At 63.3% G+C, this 16,066-nt stretch carries 19 protein-coding genes and 1 tRNA gene; 16 read left to right on the top strand and 4 right to left on the bottom strand.

Going from position 1 to position 16,066, the window contains the following annotated elements; translation table 11 throughout:
* Nucleotides 1-121 precede the first annotated feature (121 nt).
* Complete coding sequence (locus B058_RS0106075; protein WP_018507587.1) at nucleotides 122-655, top strand: NUDIX hydrolase; 534 nt, start codon at nucleotides 122-124, stop codon at nucleotides 653-655.
* 13 nt (nucleotides 656-668) lie between these two features.
* Here B058_RS0106075 and B058_RS0106070 read toward each other — a convergent pair whose 3' ends face one another.
* Nucleotides 669-2,174: a hypothetical protein gene (locus tag B058_RS0106070; protein WP_245539267.1), complete on the bottom strand. Its 1,506-nt coding sequence runs from the start codon at nucleotides 2,172-2,174 to the stop codon at nucleotides 669-671.
* A gap of 234 nt (nucleotides 2,175-2,408) precedes the next feature.
* Between B058_RS0106070 and B058_RS0106065 the strand changes: the two genes are divergently transcribed.
* Both B058_RS0106065 and B058_RS0106060 read left to right on the top strand, forming a co-directional pair.
* Nucleotides 2,409-2,498, top strand: a tRNA-Ser gene (locus B058_RS0106065).
* Nucleotides 2,499-2,564: 66 nt separating this feature from the next.
* A complete protein-coding gene (locus tag B058_RS0106060) occupies nucleotides 2,565-2,840 on the top strand; it encodes a cupin domain-containing protein (protein WP_018507585.1) in 276 nt (91 codons plus the stop codon).
* A gap of 244 nt (nucleotides 2,841-3,084) precedes the next feature.
* Here B058_RS0106060 and B058_RS16535 read toward each other — a convergent pair whose 3' ends face one another.
* Nucleotides 3,085-3,969 carry a ChbG/HpnK family deacetylase gene (locus B058_RS16535; protein ID WP_081616742.1) on the bottom strand — a complete coding sequence of 295 codons (885 nt, stop codon included), beginning with the start codon at nucleotides 3,967-3,969 and terminating at the stop codon, nucleotides 3,085-3,087.
* Nucleotides 3,970-4,007: 38 nt separating this feature from the next.
* On the opposite strand from B058_RS16535, the gene B058_RS0106050 reads away from it, so the two are divergent.
* A complete protein-coding gene (locus B058_RS0106050) occupies nucleotides 4,008-4,400 on the top strand; it encodes a GtrA family protein (protein ID WP_018507583.1) in 393 nt (130 codons plus the stop codon).
* On the opposite strand, the gene B058_RS16530 is transcribed toward B058_RS0106050, so the two are convergent.
* Together B058_RS16530 and B058_RS0106040 are read right to left on the bottom strand one after the other, a co-directional pair.
* A complete protein-coding gene (locus B058_RS16530) occupies nucleotides 4,327-5,907 on the bottom strand; it encodes an ArnT family glycosyltransferase (protein ID WP_018507582.1) in 1,581 nt (526 codons plus the stop codon). The genes B058_RS0106050 and B058_RS16530 overlap by 74 nt on opposite strands.
* Nucleotides 5,904-6,977 carry a glycosyltransferase gene (locus B058_RS0106040; RefSeq protein WP_018507581.1) on the bottom strand — a complete coding sequence of 358 codons (1,074 nt, stop codon included), beginning with the start codon at nucleotides 6,975-6,977 and terminating at the stop codon, nucleotides 5,904-5,906. Before B058_RS0106040 ends, B058_RS16530 begins: the two co-directional genes overlap by 4 nt.
* 87 nt (nucleotides 6,978-7,064) lie before the next feature.
* On the opposite strand from B058_RS0106040, the gene B058_RS0106035 reads away from it, so the two are divergent.
* The 12 genes from B058_RS0106035 to B058_RS0105980 all read left to right on the top strand — a co-directional run bounded on the left by B058_RS0106035 (nucleotide 7,065) and on the right by B058_RS0105980 (nucleotide 15,987).
* Nucleotides 7,065-7,748: a response regulator gene (locus B058_RS0106035; RefSeq protein ID WP_018507580.1), complete on the top strand. Its 684-nt coding sequence runs from the start codon at nucleotides 7,065-7,067 to the stop codon at nucleotides 7,746-7,748.
* On the top strand, nucleotides 7,732-9,135 hold the full coding sequence (locus B058_RS0106030) for a sensor histidine kinase (protein ID WP_081616741.1): 1,404 nt from the start codon (nucleotides 7,732-7,734) through the stop codon (nucleotides 9,133-9,135). Before B058_RS0106035 ends, B058_RS0106030 begins: the two co-directional genes overlap by 17 nt.
* A 54-nt stretch (nucleotides 9,136-9,189) precedes the next feature.
* Complete coding sequence (locus tag B058_RS17250; RefSeq protein WP_157265623.1) at nucleotides 9,190-10,710, top strand: glycosyltransferase family 39 protein; 1,521 nt, start codon at nucleotides 9,190-9,192, stop codon at nucleotides 10,708-10,710.
* 57 nt (nucleotides 10,711-10,767) lie between these two features.
* Nucleotides 10,768-11,649: a radical SAM protein gene (locus B058_RS0106020; protein ID WP_018507577.1), complete on the top strand. Its 882-nt coding sequence runs from the start codon at nucleotides 10,768-10,770 to the stop codon at nucleotides 11,647-11,649.
* On the top strand, nucleotides 11,646-12,026 hold the full coding sequence (acpS, locus tag B058_RS0106015) for a holo-ACP synthase (protein ID WP_018507576.1): 381 nt from the start codon (nucleotides 11,646-11,648) through the stop codon (nucleotides 12,024-12,026). Before B058_RS0106020 ends, acpS begins: the two co-directional genes overlap by 4 nt.
* 22 nt (nucleotides 12,027-12,048) lie before the next feature.
* The gene (gene nagZ, locus B058_RS0106010) at nucleotides 12,049-13,128 is read left to right on the top strand and encodes a beta-N-acetylhexosaminidase (protein ID WP_018507575.1); all 1,080 of its coding nucleotides are present in this window, start codon (nucleotides 12,049-12,051) and stop codon (nucleotides 13,126-13,128) included.
* Entirely contained in the window at nucleotides 13,115-14,119 is a 1,005-nt protein-coding gene (locus B058_RS0106005) for a cation diffusion facilitator family transporter (RefSeq protein WP_018507574.1), read from the top strand. Before nagZ ends, B058_RS0106005 begins: the two co-directional genes overlap by 14 nt.
* 187 nt (nucleotides 14,120-14,306) lie before the next feature.
* On the top strand, nucleotides 14,307-14,525 hold the full coding sequence (gene hemP, locus B058_RS0106000) for a hemin uptake protein HemP (protein WP_245539266.1): 219 nt from the start codon (nucleotides 14,307-14,309) through the stop codon (nucleotides 14,523-14,525).
* A gap of 97 nt (nucleotides 14,526-14,622) precedes the next feature.
* Nucleotides 14,623-14,865, top strand: coding sequence for a hypothetical protein (locus B058_RS0105995; protein WP_018507572.1), 243 nt, complete (start codon nucleotides 14,623-14,625; stop codon nucleotides 14,863-14,865).
* Between the two features lie 16 nt (nucleotides 14,866-14,881).
* Nucleotides 14,882-15,247 carry a redoxin domain-containing protein gene (locus B058_RS0105990; protein WP_018507571.1) on the top strand — a complete coding sequence of 122 codons (366 nt, stop codon included), beginning with the start codon at nucleotides 14,882-14,884 and terminating at the stop codon, nucleotides 15,245-15,247.
* 10 nt (nucleotides 15,248-15,257) lie between these two features.
* Entirely contained in the window at nucleotides 15,258-15,569 is a 312-nt protein-coding gene (locus tag B058_RS0105985; RefSeq protein ID WP_018507570.1) for a hypothetical protein, read from the top strand.
* A gap of 58 nt (nucleotides 15,570-15,627) precedes the next feature.
* On the top strand, nucleotides 15,628-15,987 hold the full coding sequence (locus B058_RS0105980) for an antibiotic biosynthesis monooxygenase (protein WP_018507569.1): 360 nt from the start codon (nucleotides 15,628-15,630) through the stop codon (nucleotides 15,985-15,987).
* The last annotated feature ends 79 nt before the right edge of the window (nucleotides 15,988-16,066 follow it).

Genomic DNA, 16,066 nt, shown 5'->3' with positions numbered 1-16,066 from the left:
TGACAACAACGCTGAGTGAGACCAAATGATAATCGCTCAGGCACGCGCATTCCAGTTTCGCCCTTGATCGATGTGGGGGGATTTTGCTACCGTGGGGCCAACTGGACTGAATGGATGCAGCATGAATTTTTGCAGTGAATGTGGCGGCACCGTGGTGCTGCGCGTGCCCAGCGGCGACCACCTGCCACGTCATGTGTGCCCCGACTGCGGCACCATCCACTACCAGAACCCCAAGATGGTCGTCGGCTGCATCCCCGAATGGGAGGACAAGGTACTGCTGTGCCGGCGCGCCATCGAACCCAGATACGGCCTGTGGACCCTGCCTGCCGGTTTCATGGAGAACGGCGAAACCACGCTCGAAGGCGCGGCGCGCGAAACCTGGGAAGAAGCCGGCGCGCGCATCGAAGTGGGCGGGCTGTATACCTTGTACAACCTGCCGCATATCAATCAGGTGTATTTCATGTTCCGCGCTCGGCTGCTCGATCTCGACTTTCAGCCCGGCATCGAGTCGCTCGAAACCCGGCTCTTCACCGAAGCCGAGATCCCCTGGGACGACATCGCTTTCCGCACCGTGCGTGCGACGCTGGAACAGTATTTCAACGACCGCCGCGCCGGCTCATTCGACTTTCATTTCGGGGACATCCGCACGCGCTGAATCCGCTATACGCTCAGGCGGCGGCGACGAACTGCTCCCGTCCGACCACGTCCATGCCGACACGCAGCCAGCCTTCGTGGCCCTCCTGCACTTCGCCCAGCCGCAGCCGATAGACGACGTCGCCGTCGCGCAGCATCAACGGCGCGCCCAACTGGTAATGCGTTTTCGGAATCAGCAGATTGCTCACACCCTGCTCGGTGTGGGTCATCGGCAGGAATACGGCCCAGGTCGGCTCCCGGGTCACGCCCTGCACCTCCGTCTCGAAATAGACTTCCACCCGCTTGGGATGGCGCGACAGGCGCTGGGTGCCCACCAGATGCTGACCGCCTTCCTCACGGTCCCAGCGTATCGCCAGCAATTGCCACACGTTCTCCGACGGGTCCCAACTCACGGCCACCAACCGGCCATGCGGTAACGCTGTCGACTCGGCCAGGGAGAATCCCATGCCCTCGGTGCTCTCGTCGCGCAGCATCCACGGTTCGAGGTCAGGACTGCCCTTGGCCGAATCGGAATGGGACAGCGCGCTCAGAATCTTCTCCATGCCCGCCGCCACCCACACGCGCCCGAAACGGTTCGTACGCTGGCGTCCGCGTCGGATGCCGCCGCGCTCGATCAGGCTCGCGACCTGGCGGGTCAGTCCGCTGTCGACCTCCGTCGCGGCCTCATCGAGCGACTTCAGGTAATCGACCAGCGGGCCGAGCGCAAAGTAGCGCAGGCGGCGACCCTGCACCCACTCGCTTTCCAGCACGGCTGCTCCCTCACTCAGCGAGAGATCCACCAGGTGGGTATGCACATCGCGCAGCGGTACGGTGGCAGGCAACGACAGAGGCTCATAGCGCTCGAGAAGCTGGGCGATAGATTCGATTTCCTGCGCACGGTAGCCGAGCGGATGCACCAGCCCCATCAGCACGACCAGCGTGTATTCGCGAGCGCAGTGCGTGGACTGTCCATCGATCTGCACCGCCTGGGTGGCAAACCCGTCACGCTCGATCAGGCGATATATCTTGTGCACGCGGCGCCACGCCGATGCGGCCGGATTGCGTGCCTGATGGTAGTCCCAGCGCATGACCCGCCCGGCATAGCGCACCGCACGAGCGGCCATCTCGGCGGCAAACGGTTTGAGTTCGGCGCTGGCCGGATTGCGGTACGCCTGCTTCAGCATGCAGAGCCAGGCTTCGGCCAGCATCGACCAGAACACCCATGATTCGCGCCACAGCGCCTGGCGCGCCAGGCGGAACGCGGCCTGGTTGCGCACATATTGCTCGATGATGCGGGACTGCAGGGGCAAACCCGCCTCTTCCAGCTTCATCAGCGATTTCATCCGACCGAGCGTGGCCGGCTCATTTTCCGCGTTGAAACGCTCTAGGCCTTCGACCAGCACGTGGTGCGCATCGTAGTCCGAATCCGCATGCAGGTTTTTCAGCCATTTCTCGGTCGCCTTCACGGAGGCGAACGGCGATCCCGCCTCGGCTTTTCTGCGGCGGGTGATCGTACTCAACATCTCAAATAAATCGCTCATGGCGGACGTCGACTTGTTTCTGACGTCTGCAGACCAGCACCATTTATGCCAAACAAGCGGCCGCACGGTGCCATGGTCAATGCCTTGGTTTTGTTCAGCTTTGAACGGCCCGCGCCTGATTCGCGCAGCATGCGCTAACGAAAATCCGACATCTCGTGTTGAAGCCACGTCAACCCGTTCCTGACGGGGCGTGTCGCGCACAAGGCCGGACGAACCCGCTACAATGCGCGCCGTGGAGGTGTGGCCGAGCGGTTTAAGGCACCGGTCTTGAAAACCGGCGATGGTGCAAGCCATCCGTGAGTTCGAATCTCACCGCCTCCGCCAGACACGTATGCCGCGGTTTGCGGCATTTTTTTTGCAGATTTTCCATTTCAATCATAAGGAAACGTCATGACTCAAATCACTATCGATCACAACCCGTCACAAGAAAAACTGAAAGAACTGGGCGTAACCAGCTGGAGCATCTGGGACTGCGCGCCATCCAAATTTCCTCTGGATTTCGCCATGACTGAAAAAGCCTACGTACTGGAAGGCGAATTCACCGTCACACCTCAAGGCGGCGAAACCGTGACGATCAAGGCGGGTGACTATGTGGAGTTTTCTAAAGGCCTGAAGTCGCAGTGGGAAGTCGTGAAGCAATTGAAAAAACACTACAAACATTTCTGATCGATTGAAAGAATTAGTGTTTTATGAAATCCCGTCGATTTGACAGGATTTTTACTGGCTGGATTTTCCGTAATCGGCTGGACGATGTAAAAATAAAAAACAGAACGTGTAGAAATACAGTCCCTCTCACCCAGGCTGTATTGCAATAAGGCGTACGCTGGAGGAGTGGCAGCGTAGTCGATTGCACAGGTCTTGAAAGTACGTCAAGAGTAGTCCGTCGTGAGTTCGAATCTCACCGCCCCCGCTAGACTCCAGATTCGCGTCGCCCGCCTGCCTCTTTCACCACGGGTGCCCACCGGCCCTGCAGCGGCCCGACTTCAAGCCGGGCAGATTCCAGTAACGCGGAAAATGACTCGCCCGACAACGCCCGGTATTCCCGATTCCTGGCATCCTGCAGCGGATCCTGGCCCGGCCATGGCAAAGACGGATGACACATCAGTACGTCGCCGTCACCTGCGCATGCGAGCCATGCTTTCATTCTCAGCAGATAATCCGTTTCCGAAAGCCCGAATCCGTATACGCCGACGAGATGACTGTTTTGCGGATAGCCCCGCCGGCGGGCCAGCGCGTGCAATGACTTTGCGCCAAGTCGGCCGATCAGCCACGCTTTGAATGCGGTGGACGGCGGGCAACCCTCTGCCGGAAGCGTCGAGCGCAGCCAGGGCCGGGCCGAACCATAGCGTTGATCCATGACCGCAATGAGTTGGTCGCGTATCACGGGCAACTGATGCACATGCTGATGCCCGTCGACAAAATCCGGCAGCCGCCCCATGGCCTGCTCGAAACGATCGAACTGCCGACCAACCGCCATGCGGATCCGGACGCGATCGAGCTGGCGGCCATAGGCACGCGCAATCAGACCGGCCAGCGCATGGCACCCCCCCTGACCGAAATCCTCGGTAAAGTTGAGATGCAGGCCCATCTCCACGCCATTCGTACGCTCCCGCAACGCACGTGCGCCCGTAGGCCAGGCTGGTCCGTCTACAAGACAGCTCACGGCGGAAACGCGGCGCCGGTCCGCCAGTTCCAGCGCGGCCCGGTTGATGCCTTCGTGCTGGCCGAAGTCGTCCACGCACACGCTGATGACGCGTCGTGCGGATATCGGTTCAGGTTGTAGCAGGGTAGTCATCCCGTAGAATGCCGGGAATCTTCCCTGGCGAATTCCCCATGTTTCTGCTTCGTCACCGCCCGGTTGTCTTCATCCTGGTGGGCAGTACCGCCGCACTCGTCCATCTCCTCACGGTCATCCTGCTGGTGGAAAAGATGCACATCGCCCCCCTGGTCGCCAACGTCGGCGGCTGGCTGTGTGCATTCACCGTCTCGTACGGCGGCCACCAGCTGCTCACGTTTGCCGATCACGACGCACCTGTGCTGCAATCGGCCAGCCGTTTCCTGCTGTTGTCCGCTGCGGGATTCGCCATCAATGAATCGGCCTATGCCATTCTGCTGCACACCAGCCGGGTTCCCTATCATTTCCTGCTGGCGATCATCCTGCTGTGCGTAGCGGTGGTGACTTATCTGCTGAGTCGTCGCTGGGCGTTTGCCGGCATCCGCCCCTAGACGACACCTCGCTGCGCGTCAGCCGCCAGACCACGGTCGACTTGTGGGTCGCCAGCGGTGCGATGTTCCGTAGGTAGGGATATTCCCCCTCCGTCCCTTTCGGCGCGACCAGCCATGAGACCGGGTGGCTGCACACGAAATGCTCGAGCCGGCTGTGGTCGATCAGCAACCGGTTCGCCCTTTCCGGGTCGAATTTTCCCGCGTCGGCCATGACCTTGCGCCAGTTATCGTTTTTCGAGGTATTGGCCACACTCCAGTCGTCGAATATTTCGACCGGCTCCGTCAACCCAAGATAGAACGGCATGTCGAAATACTGTTCCCGCAGGAACATGACGGGTTCGCTTGCCTGCCGCTGCGCGGCGACCAGGCTGCTCAAGTGGCGGTCCGTCTTGTGGTTGAACAGGTTGTTGGCCACGATCGCGGATAGGCACGCCACACCGGCGACGAGCGCGAACCCCTTCAGAAAACGCGGGTTCGGCACATTCCCCCATTTACGTACCAGACCCTCGGCTATCAGATAGGCCAGCGGCGGCAGCACGGGCAGCACGTAGCCCACCAGCTTCGAGGACGGAATGGAGAAGAAGCCCACGATCACGGCCGGCCAGATCCACATCAGGGAGCGGATCGTCGGCTTCGTTTCGGCCTGCAGCCGTGTGCGTTTCAACGCGGCCGGCAGCCACCAGGACCAGGGCAGGATGAGGAGAAGGATGGCGGGCGGATAAAACCAGAACGGCAAGGGATTGTTGAATCCGCCTTCGGCAAATCGCTGGAACTGCTGGTAGACGAAAAAGTAATTCAGGAAATCGGGGAACCGCGCCTGCATGGCGACAAACCAGGGGACGGCAACCAGCAGGAAAATAGCCAGGCCGGGCAGCCAGACCAGCTTGCGCATCAGGACCAGCCGGCGATTCCACGTCAGCCAGACGACCAGCACCATTCCCGGCAGCACGGCGCCGATCAGCCCTTTGGCCAGAACGCCCAGCGCCGCGCCCAGATACGCGCCTGCAAGCAGGCTCTTGTAGGGCAGATCCCTTTCCGCATTCAGTCCCGCTTCAGCCGCCAGCAGGATGGTCGTGACGATCAGGCCGGCCACCAGCATGTCGAGATTGGCGAACTGGGCTGCGCCGAAGAAGAAAGGCTGAGTCACCAGGATCAACAAGGACCAGCGCGCGACCGTCGTGCCTTTTTGCCGCAGGGCGAAGCCATACAAGGTGAAGGCCGCGATCCCGGCCCCGAACAGCGGCGCCATGCGGGCTGCCCACTCGTGGAGGCCGAACATCCCCAGGCTGCTCGCCGTGATCCAGTAAAACAGGGGCGGTTTGTGGAAGAAGGGCAGGCCGTTCAGGGTGGGGTACAGCCAGTTTCCCGAACTCAGCATTTCCCAGGCGACGCTGACGTAGCGACCCTCGTCAGGCAAGGCCAGCGGCCTGACTCCCAATGTCAACGCAAGCCAGGCCAGCGCCAGCAGGAACAGTCCTGCTTCCTTCCTGTTCCATCCCGCGATCATGGCTGTGCATCCCGCAAGCCCCGTCCAGCGCGGCGCCGGACCACGTACAAGGGGCGCCCCTTGACCTCCTCGAAGATGCGGCTGACATACTCGCCCAGCACGCCCAGCCCGATGAGCTGTATCCCGGAAAACAACATCAGGCCCACCACGATCGTGGTCCACCCCGGAACGGCAATCCCCCGCAGGAAATAGTCGACGACCAGGTAGCCGCCATAGGCGAACGCCAGCAACGCCAGGATGAAGCCCAGCAGACTGGCGATACGCAACGGCCAGGTGGTGAACGCCGTCAGGCCGTCGAAGGACAGCCGTAGCAGATGAAACGGGTTGAAGGTGCTGCGTCCGCTGCCCCGGACGTCCGGCACGTAGGAAATTTCAGCGGTCTTGAATCCCACCCACGCATACAAGCCCTTCATGAAACGGTTGCGCTCCGGCAGGGCGAGCAGCGCATCGACCACCGTCCGGTCCATGAGACGGAAATCACCCGCATCCGCAGGCACCTGGAAGCGCGCGCCGGCATTCACCAGCCGGTAGAACCAGCGGGCGCCCAGACGCTTGAACATCCCTTCGTCGCGGCGGTGCTCGCGCACGGCGTAGACCACGTCATAACCTTGCTGCCATTGCGCCAGCATCGCGGGAATCAGCTCGGGCGAATGCTGCAGGTCGGCGTCCATCATCAGGCAGGTTTCGCAACGCGACGACTCCAGGCCTGCCGTGAGCGCCGCCTCCTTGCCAAAATTGCGCGACAGCTGGATGACCTGGAATCCCGGCTGGGCCGACCAGAAGGCGAATACTTCGTGCGTGGCGTCGCGGCTGCCGTCATCCACCAGGATGACTTCCCAGTCCGTCACCAGCGACTGCAGCACGCTTTGCAAACGGGGCAGCAGGCGGTTCAGATTCTCCGCTTCGTTGTAGCACGGGATGACGATCGATAGCCCGGGGATCCAGTCGCGCGGCTGGACGGAAAAATGCTGTCGATCGGCCATGCTCTTCTCGGCCGTCGACGGGAAGGTTTTCCATTCCGCAACAGGCAGAACGGAAAGATCGTGGGGATGAAGCTTGTGTGGGCGCATCGGTTCCGGTTTCGCATCCAGTATGGGTTGATGCAGAATGCGCCTGACTGCCTTTCAAACTCCTTACACGATTTCCGACACGCCTCGATGCGCATCCTGCTGACCGAAGACGATCCTGCGCTGGCGGATCTGCTCCTGCGCGCATGCAGACAGGAAGGCTACAGCGTCGACTGGGTCAGCGACGGCGTGGCGGCCGATCTTGCCCTCAGCAGCGAAACCTACGATGCCCTGGTGCTGGACCTTGGCCTTCCGCGCATGGACGGACTAGACGTGCTCAAGCGCCTGCGCAAACACGGCAGTCACCTACCCGTGATGATCCTGACCGCGCGCGAGGCGATCGCCGATCGGGTGGCGGGGCTGGACAGCGGCGCGGACGACTACCTGTCCAAGCCGTTCGCCCTCGCGGAATTGCAGGCCCGCCTGCGCGCGCTCGTCAGGCGCCATCACGGCGGCGCGGCGTCGGCCAGCCTGGAACTGGGCAGACTGCGCTACGACACCGTGAGCCGGCAGGTTTTTCTGGACGACGCCGAAATCGAATTGTCCAGCCGCGAGCGGGAAGTCCTGTCCAGTCTGCTGCACAAGGCGGGAAAGGTCATCTCCAAGCAGGCGCTGACCTCCGCCATTTCCAGCTGGGACGCGACCGTGGGATCAAACGCGATCGAAGTCTATATCCATCGCCTGCGCAAAAAACTGGAGCCTGCAGGCATCACCATCCGAACCGTGCGCGGGCTGGGCTACCTGATCGAGTCATCCGATGGCTCCTCTGACTGAAACGCGCCGCGCCGGCCCCACATTGACCCGCGCCCTGTTGGGATGGCTGCTGATCCCGCTTGTGGTCCTGCTGTCGGTCAGCGCCTATACCACCTATCGCAATGCCTCCCATCTTGCGGAAACGGAACGCGACCTCGTCCTGGAAGAGATCACGGACGACTTGGAGGAACTGGTGGCGGCAACGCTGGAAAGCAATGGGAAGATCGAACCGGATTCCCTGGGATTCAGCCTGCTCATCCGCGACGCCCGGGACCAGCGTTATTTCGCCATTTACGACGCCCGCGGCACCTTGCTTGCCGGGGATCGCCGCCTGACCTACGGACCCACGGGCAGCGGCGGCGACAAGCGCGCGGCATTCGACACCATTTCCCTGGACGACAGGAAGCTGAGACGCGCCGTATTGAAAGGCGAGCGGGGGGAGCTTCCGGGCTTCGAAATCCAGGTGGCGGAAACCACGAACCGGCGCGACCGACTGACCCTGCATCTGCTTCGCGGCGTACTCGTGCCGCAGGCATTTTCCCTTATCCTCTCGCTCCCGCTCATCTGGCTTGGCATCAGCAAGGGACTGCGCCCGCTCGAGGACCTGCGCCGCCGCATTACCCACCGATCAGCCCAGGACCTCGATGCGATCCCGGTCGACAATATCCCGAGGGAACTGCTGTCCGTCGTCACCGCCCTCAACGATCTGCTGATGAGATTCAGGGCGGTACAGGAAGAGCAACGCCGCTTCACGGCCGATGCGGCTCATCAGATCAAGACCCCGCTCGCCGTGCTGATGGCGGAAATCGAACTGGCCCGTTCGGATACCGCCTGCCCGTGCGCGCAGCCCACCTACGACCGCCTGCAGAAAGCCGCCTCCCGGCTCACCCATCTGGTGCGCCAACTGCTGGCGTTGGCACACTCGGAAGCGCATGAAAGCGCGACCCATGCGCTGTTCGACCTGTCCGAACTGGCGCGCGAGGTGACGGCCGAGTTTGTCGCGGCAGCGGCGCGCCGGCGGATCGATCTCGGTTTCGAGGGCACGGAACAGGCAATCCCGGTGCGGGGCAACGCCGTCCTGATCCAGGAGGCCATGAAGAACCTGCTGGAGAATGCACTCAAGTTCACCCCGGAAGACGGGACGGTCACCGCATCCGTCCAGGCATTCCCGCCGACCTTTTCCGTGGCCGACAGCGGGCCGGGCATCCCCGAAGCGGAATTGCCGTTCATCTTCAAACGTTTCCATCGGGCGCCGGAAAGCAGCACGGCGGAAGGCAGCGGCCTGGGGCTGGCCATCGTGCAGGAAGTGGCGCGCAAGCACGGCGCGGTCGTCACCGCGGGAAAAAGCGCGCTGGGCGGCGCACTGTTCGAATTCCGGTTCGAAGACGAAGCTGTAAGCCAATCGTAATCCGGGATCCGGATACTGCGCCCGACTTCCAGATCGCGCTGCTCCGGCATCCCCGTGTTGAACGCTCACCTCGATTACGCCTCAGCTCGTCGCACCCTGCTATACATCCTGGCCTTTTGTCTCGTCTGGTGGGGCGTTTTCGCTGCGACCCGCCATTACCTGGACGGCGCCGACATGGTGGAAAACTACGCCTGGGGCATGGAATGGCAATGGGGTACCAACAAGCATCCGCCGCTGTTCGGCTGGATCACCGCGGCCTGGTTCAGGCTGTTTCCGGTCGGCGACAACGCCTACTATCTGCTCAACCAGGTCAATCTGGCCATCGCGCTGGGGCTGCTGGCACGGGCGATGAAGCGCCTCCTCAGCTGGGATGCGGTGCTGGTTGCCGTGGTGCTCACCACGCTGGGCACCCATTTCGGCCCCGACAGCGGATTCAAGTACAACGCCAACACCGCCTTGCTGCCGTTTGTCGCCGGCTTCGCCTGGAGCCTGCTGCATGCGGTCGAGCGGAGCCGCGCCCGTTGGTTCGTCCTTGCAGGTGCGTTCGCCGCCGCTGCCCTGCTCACCAAATACTATGCGCTCGTGCTCATCGCGGCGATCGGGCTGGCCATCCTGATCAGCCTGCGCCCCCCGCTGATCCCGCTGCTCAAAGGCACGGCCATCGCCAGCGCAACCGCATTGTTGCTGGTCTCACCGCATATTGCCTGGTCTATCCGGCACGGCTGGCCCAGCCTGCATTACATGCACGAAGCGCATGAAGTGCTGGGCGCAACGGATGGCGCCAGAGCCTATGGCGTCGCTCTGGTGGGCGTACTGGCATTCAGCAGCATCGCCTTGCTGGCCTGGGGCGCAAGCCTCGTTCGACTTCCCACCGTTCCGCTTGATCAAGCGCTGCGACCGCCCCGGCTGGGCTTGAACATTCTGTCCATAAGCGTCGCACTGACCCTGCTGGCCGCGCTCGCGCAGGGAATCAGTCCCGTGTCGTCCTGGCTGATTCCAGCCCTCATGTTCCTCGGCTGGGCCCTGGTCGATCTCACGCCCCCCCGTTTCGACAGCGGACGGCTCGCACGACGAATCTATCGGGTCGGGTTGATCTATCTCCTGGCGACGCTTGTTGCGGCCGCGATCTGGGACAGACAGTACCGCGCCTATCCCGCGCAACCGGCCTACGCGCTGCCGCAGCGCATTGCCGAGGACGCGACGCGCCTGTACCACGATGCCTATGCCGAACCCGTCGAGTACGCAGCCGGGACGTTTCCCCTGCCCTATATCCTGAGCTTCTACTCGCCCGATCATCCGCATGGCCTGTATGGGTTTGATCTCGCCGGGCCCGATCTCGCCCAGTCTCCCTGGATCGACGCCCGCGCACTGGAATCGGGCAACCGGGTTGCCGTGTGTGGAACCCTGCGTTTCGGCGTGACCGACGCGCTCGCCTGTCCTGCCGCCGCCCGGACCCTGTTCGGCCCGCCCGACCAGACCCGGCAACTGGTCTACTCCGTATATGACCCGAAAACCCGACGGCTGGGCCAGCAACGCTACGCCGTGCTGATGTGGAAACCCCACCAGTTGCATTGATTTGCAGGCCTTCACGTGCAACGGATCGAAGCCCGGTTCGACATCGGCTCAAGTAGAATGGGCGCTCGTACATTCCCGCCCCGCAACGTGTCTGCCCAGCTCACCTCCACCAACCACGACCGCGACAGCGCGGGTATGACATACGCCTATCCCGTCGTCTCGCGCCGCGCCGGTGGCGTGTCGGTCGGGATCAATCTCAACCCCAACAACGCATGCAACTGGGCCTGCGTCTATTGCCAGGTACCGAATCTGACGCGCGGTACCGCGCCGGACATCGATCTGGCGCAACTTGAAAACGAGTTGCACGCGCTGCTCGCCGATATTCTCCACGGCGATTTCATGCAGACGCGCGTGCCCGAGGGCGCACGACGCCTGAACGACATCGCGTTGTCGGGCAACGGCGAACCGACGAGTGCCCGGGAATTTCCGCAGGTCATCGAATGCATCGGCCGGGTGATGGCGGACTTCGACCTGATCGAGAAAATCAAACTGGTGTTGATCACCAACGGCAGCCTGGCCGACCGGCCGCGCGTCCAGGAAGGTCTGCGGAAAATGGCCGCATTGAACGGCGAGGTGTGGTTCAAGTTCGACAGCGCGACCGCCAGCGGCATGCGCGCCATCAACCAGACGCGCATCGCGCCGGACAGGCAATTCGAACGCCTGATCACAACCGCGCGCCTGTGTCCGACCTGGTTGCAGACCTGCATATTCGCACGCGACGGCGCGCCCCCATCCGCCGCCGAACAGGCGGCCTATCTGAATGCAGTGGAACGCATCCGCGTGCAGCGGATTCCCGTCCGAGGCGTGCTGCTCTATGGCCTCGCACGCCCCTCGATGCAGCCGCAGGCCGACCGGCTGTCCGCCCTGCCCGCCGCATGGCTCGACACCTTCGCAGACGCTATCCGGGCTGCCGGCTTGCCGGTCAAGGTGTCGCCATGATCCACGGCATCGGCACCGATCTCCTGGACGCCGAGCGCATCCGCAATGGGCTGGCCCGCTTCGGCACGCAGTATGCGGAGCGCATTCTTGCCCCGGCCGAACAGGCCGGCTATCGTGCCAGCCGTGATCCGGCGCGCTTTCTGGCCAAATGCTTCGCCGCCAAGGAAGCCTTCGCCAAGGCGGCGGGAACCGGCCTGCGTGCACCGGTGACGCTGCGCAACATCGCCGTGCTGCGCGACGCGCACGGCAAGCCCTTCCTGCAATGCGCGCCCGAACTGGATGCCTGGCTGGCGGCACGCGGAATAAGCGCTCATCATGTGTCCTTGTCCGACGAAAGCGATCTCATCCTGGCTTTTGTGATTCTGGAGACACCGTGACACTGTTCTTACTGGAGTGGACATGACGCTGGGCCCTTTGATGCTCGACGTGGCAGGCACCGCGCTCAGCGACGACGACCGCCGCCGCCTGAGCCACCCGCTGGTCGGCGGGGTGATCCTGTTTTCCCGCAACTACTGCGACCCGGCCCAACTGGCCGCACTGACCACCGAGATCCACGCGCTCAAGCCCGCGCCGTTGCTGATCGGCGTCGACCACGAGGGAGGGCGGGTGCAGCGCTTCCGCGAAGGGTTCACCCGCCTGCCGCCGATGCGCACCTTCGGGGAAATATGGAATACCCATCCGCAACAGGCGAAACACCTCGCACGCGAAACCGGTTTCGTGCTGGCGAGCGAACTGCGTGCACACGGCGTCGACTTCAGCTTCGCGCCGGTGCTCGACCTCGATTACGGCGCCTCGTCGGTCATCGGCGACCGCGCCTTTCATGCCGACCCACATGCGGTGTTCGCATTGGGCCAGGCCGTAATGCTGGGCCTGAAGGACGCCGGCATGGCCGCTTGCGGCAAGCATTTCCCGGGTCACGGCTTCGTGGTGGCGGATTCGCACGTCGACGTTCCGGTCGACCCCCGCACCCTGGCCGATATCGCTGTGGCCGATCTGGTGCCTTTCCGCCTGATGATCGAGGCCGGGCTGGCGGCGATCATGCCGGCGCATGTGATCTACCCGAATGTCGACGACAAGCCGGCCGGGTTTTCGCGCGTCTGGCTGCAGAAACTGCTGCGGCACCAGCTGGAATTCGACGGAGCCGTGTTCAGCGACGATCTCTGCATGGCTGGCGCCGCCGTGGCCGGCGGCGTGGTCGAGCGCGTGACGGCGGCGCTGGAAGCCGGCTGCGACATGGCGCTGGTCTGCAACCGGCCCGACCTGGCCGACGACGTGCTGGCCAACCTGAAGGTCGACTGGCCCGCCCCGTCCCGTGCACGCCTGGCCCGGATGCACGGCCACCCGCACCCGCAGACCTTGACCCAGCTGCGCGAGTCGGCGCGCTATGTCAATGCGTTGCACCACATCGCCGGGCTGGGGCTGGACAGCGCGACCCTCAACCTGCAAGTCGACCCGACGGATTACTGTGGCCGCTCATAATCACGCCCACAGCGCGCATGACCACGGTCATGGCCACGGCGTGCATCATGCCCATGCGCATGCGTCCTATGAAGGAGGCAACGGCAAACTGATCCTCGCCTTGCTGCTGACGCTGTCGTTCACCGGCGTCGAGGCCCTGGCCGGCTGGTGGTCGGGTTCGCTCGCGCTGCTGTCCGATGCGGCGCACATGTTCACCGACTCGTCCGCGTTGGGCCTGGCCGCGGCGGCGGCCTGGCTGGCACGTCGGCCGCCCAGCATCCGGCACTCCTATGGCCTGGTGCGGGCCGAGGTACTGGCTGCGCTGTTCAACAGCCTGATGATGCTGGTCCTGCTCGGCTATATCGTGCACGAGGCCATCGACCGTTTCAGTTCCCCGCACGCGATCGCCGGCGGTACCGTTATCGGTGTCGCCGTCATTGGCCTCGGCATCAACCTGCTCGTCGCATGGATCCTGAGCCGCGGCGAACACACCCTCAACAGCCGCGCCGCGATGCTGCACGTGCTGGGCGATGCGCTCGGCTCGGTGGCGGCAATCAGCGCCGGCATCGTGATCGTCACCACCGGCTGGACGCCGATCGACCCGCTGCTGTCCTTGCTGGTGGCAGTGCTGATTCTGGTCTCGGCCTTGCGGCTGCTGCGCGAGGTGGTACACGTGCTGATGGAGGGCGTACCCCTGCAGATCCAGCTCGAATCCGTCGGGCACGACCTCGCCGCCCTGCCTGGTGTACAGCGCGTGCACGACCTGCACGTGTGGACGCTGTCGTCGGGCACCGTCGCCCTGTCCGCGCACCTCGATATCCGCGATCTTGCAAACTGGCTGCACATTCTGGCCGCAGCCCGCGACATGCTTGCGAAGCAGCACGGCATCGCCCACGTCACGCTACAGCCCGAGGTGTTGAACATCGCACCGCTGGTGCGGGGCGAATGGACACCCCACGCCGGCGTCGATGACAGAATCGCGCCCCTGACCCATGCAGTCAGGCCTGATTGATCGATCAGGCTCGTCTCTACCGATCAGGATTTGACCAAGCCGTAGACGTAACGACCCGTCGTACAGCACCCATCAAGCCCGCATGCGCGGGCTTTTTTCGTTTCAATGCCGAGTTTCTTCCCGTGAGCGCTTGACATATAAATGAGAATCGTTATTATTCGTAACACACTGATTAGCGATTCCTCGAATGAACCCCAAACCAAACGCACAGGATCCTCACGCCATGCCGAATGCGCCCTCCTCCTCCATTCGTCTTCCGGTCGAGCCTGGAACGCGGACTTGTCCGCCCGGGATCATCCCGGCGGATTTTTTATTCCAGGGCAGTCAGGAAATCCTGATCAGCCACAAAGGCGAGCACTACCGCCTGCGCATCACCAAGAACGGCAAGCTGATTCTCACCAAATAAACCGTTCGCAGGCCCGGCCTGCAGGCCACGAGGCCGCCCCAATCCCGCCCGCCCGCGCATCCGCGCCAGCCAGCCCGCACCTGCAAGGAGACTGGCAATGAACACACCGCAGCAGCACGACACCCACGAAATCGTCATCGCCGCCACGCTATGGCTGATGCACCGCTACCGGCAAACCGGCTGTTGCAAGCTCGCGCGCATGATCGAACAGCATCTCGCCTGGATGCACGACCGAGCGGACAGCCCCCGCCTGGCCGATGCCTGCCGGCGACTGTCGTTCGAATGGCGCGCGGTCTCGACCGCCACGCCCATGCGTCCCACGCACCACATCCTGCACTGATTGACTAGGAGCCCACATGATCTCGATTGGCAACACGATCCCCGACGTCACCTGCGAAGCCTACTTGCCCGACGGCCGCGTCGATTCCGCGCACGCCCATCGCGCCTGGGTGCGGCACGGGCTTGGCGCAGTGAAATTCCCCATACTCGGCGACGTCTCGCGAAAGCTTGCGCAGGGTTTCGGCGTGCCTGCCGACAGTGGCGTGGCGGTACGCACCATCTTCATCGTCAACCCCGAAGGCCAGGTCATGAGCATCGCCGTCAACGACCTCAATGTCGGCCGCTCGGCGCAGGAAACTCTGCGCCTGCCGCACGCCCTGCAAAGCGGCGAGCTCACCGCCTGCGAATGGCAGCCCGGCCAGCCCTTCGTCGCTGTCGCCTGAGGAATCCGCCATGACACCTTCGCCCGTTGCCTCCCTCCTCGTCGCTGCGCTGGTCGTGCTGCGCCAGCCCTGCGCGCGCAACAAGGCCGCCGCCCGCCTGCTGCTCGAACGCGCCGCCGAGTACGACAGCCTCAGCCCTGCCGAGCGCGAAGCCTGCCGCAGTCTCGCCGACGATCTCGACATCGAACGCGCCGAACCCACTCCCGTGAGTGCACCCATCAATACGACGCAGCGCAGGCATACCTCGTCCAATCCTGAACGACGGACAACGCAGCGTTCCAGACGCTTCCTGGCGCACGGCTTGAAGGGCGGGCCGGCATGAATCGCAACCGCATGCGCGCTTCCCGATCGTTTTCGTCATTCCACAGGGAGGGTGTCTGATGCTCACCATTGCCTACCGTTTTCACGTACTGCCGCGCCATCGCGATACGTTCCGCCACGCCTGGCAGGCTGCGCGCGATGCACTGGCCCATACCGCCGGCTTGCGTGCCCACGATTTCGTGGAACCGCGCGACCGGCGCGACGCCTTCACGCTGCTGCTGGCCTGGGATGACCAAACCAGCTTCGAGCGGTTCACCCGTACCTGGGTCGGCGTCTGGATGTTGAACGGCATGGGCCTTGCGCGTGATGCGTTCGCCAGGCCGATCGAGACCCACATCGACAGCGCGGAACCCGCCCTTCGAGCGGACAATCACGCCGCCTGCCCCACGCACGGCAAGAACCGCTCCGCCGCATCCTAAACGCAGGTCCGGCTACGTACCTGGGTCCCGCCAAATATCGCTTCCTGGCGGTTGGGGAAGATTAGCCGCAACGAATCAA

It is taken from the genome of Thiobacillus thioparus DSM 505, from assembly GCF_000373385.1.
Classification (GTDB): Bacteria; Pseudomonadota; Gammaproteobacteria; order Burkholderiales; family Thiobacillaceae; genus Thiobacillus; species Thiobacillus thioparus.
This window is presented reverse-complemented; position numbering and strand designations above follow the sequence as displayed.

Coding starts and splice junctions, on each gene's coding strand:
- B058_RS0106075 (WP_018507587.1), top strand. CDS start 122: ATGAATTTTTGCAGTGAATGTGGCGGCACCGTGGTGCTGCGCGTGCCC.
- B058_RS0106070 (WP_245539267.1), bottom strand. CDS start 2,174: ATGAGCGATTTATTTGAGATGTTGAGTACGATCACCCGCCGCAGAAAA.
- B058_RS0106060 (WP_018507585.1), top strand. CDS start 2,565: ATGACTCAAATCACTATCGATCACAACCCGTCACAAGAAAAACTGAAA.
- B058_RS16535 (WP_081616742.1), bottom strand. CDS start 3,969: ATGACTACCCTGCTACAACCTGAACCGATATCCGCACGACGCGTCATC.
- B058_RS0106050 (WP_018507583.1), top strand. CDS start 4,008: ATGTTTCTGCTTCGTCACCGCCCGGTTGTCTTCATCCTGGTGGGCAGT.
- B058_RS16530 (WP_018507582.1), bottom strand. CDS start 5,907: ATGATCGCGGGATGGAACAGGAAGGAAGCAGGACTGTTCCTGCTGGCG.
- B058_RS0106040 (WP_018507581.1), bottom strand. CDS start 6,977: ATGCGCCCACACAAGCTTCATCCCCACGATCTTTCCGTTCTGCCTGTT.
- B058_RS0106035 (WP_018507580.1), top strand. CDS start 7,065: ATGCGCATCCTGCTGACCGAAGACGATCCTGCGCTGGCGGATCTGCTC.
- B058_RS0106030 (WP_081616741.1), top strand. CDS start 7,732: ATGGCTCCTCTGACTGAAACGCGCCGCGCCGGCCCCACATTGACCCGC.
- B058_RS0106020 (WP_018507577.1), top strand. CDS start 10,768: ATGGGCGCTCGTACATTCCCGCCCCGCAACGTGTCTGCCCAGCTCACC.
- acpS (WP_018507576.1), top strand. CDS start 11,646: ATGATCCACGGCATCGGCACCGATCTCCTGGACGCCGAGCGCATCCGC.
- nagZ (WP_018507575.1), top strand. CDS start 12,049: ATGACGCTGGGCCCTTTGATGCTCGACGTGGCAGGCACCGCGCTCAGC.
- hemP (WP_245539266.1), top strand. CDS start 14,307: ATGAACCCCAAACCAAACGCACAGGATCCTCACGCCATGCCGAATGCG.
- B058_RS0105995 (WP_018507572.1), top strand. CDS start 14,623: ATGAACACACCGCAGCAGCACGACACCCACGAAATCGTCATCGCCGCC.
- B058_RS0105990 (WP_018507571.1), top strand. CDS start 14,882: ATGATCTCGATTGGCAACACGATCCCCGACGTCACCTGCGAAGCCTAC.
- B058_RS0105985 (WP_018507570.1), top strand. CDS start 15,258: ATGACACCTTCGCCCGTTGCCTCCCTCCTCGTCGCTGCGCTGGTCGTG.
- B058_RS0105980 (WP_018507569.1), top strand. CDS start 15,628: ATGCTCACCATTGCCTACCGTTTTCACGTACTGCCGCGCCATCGCGAT.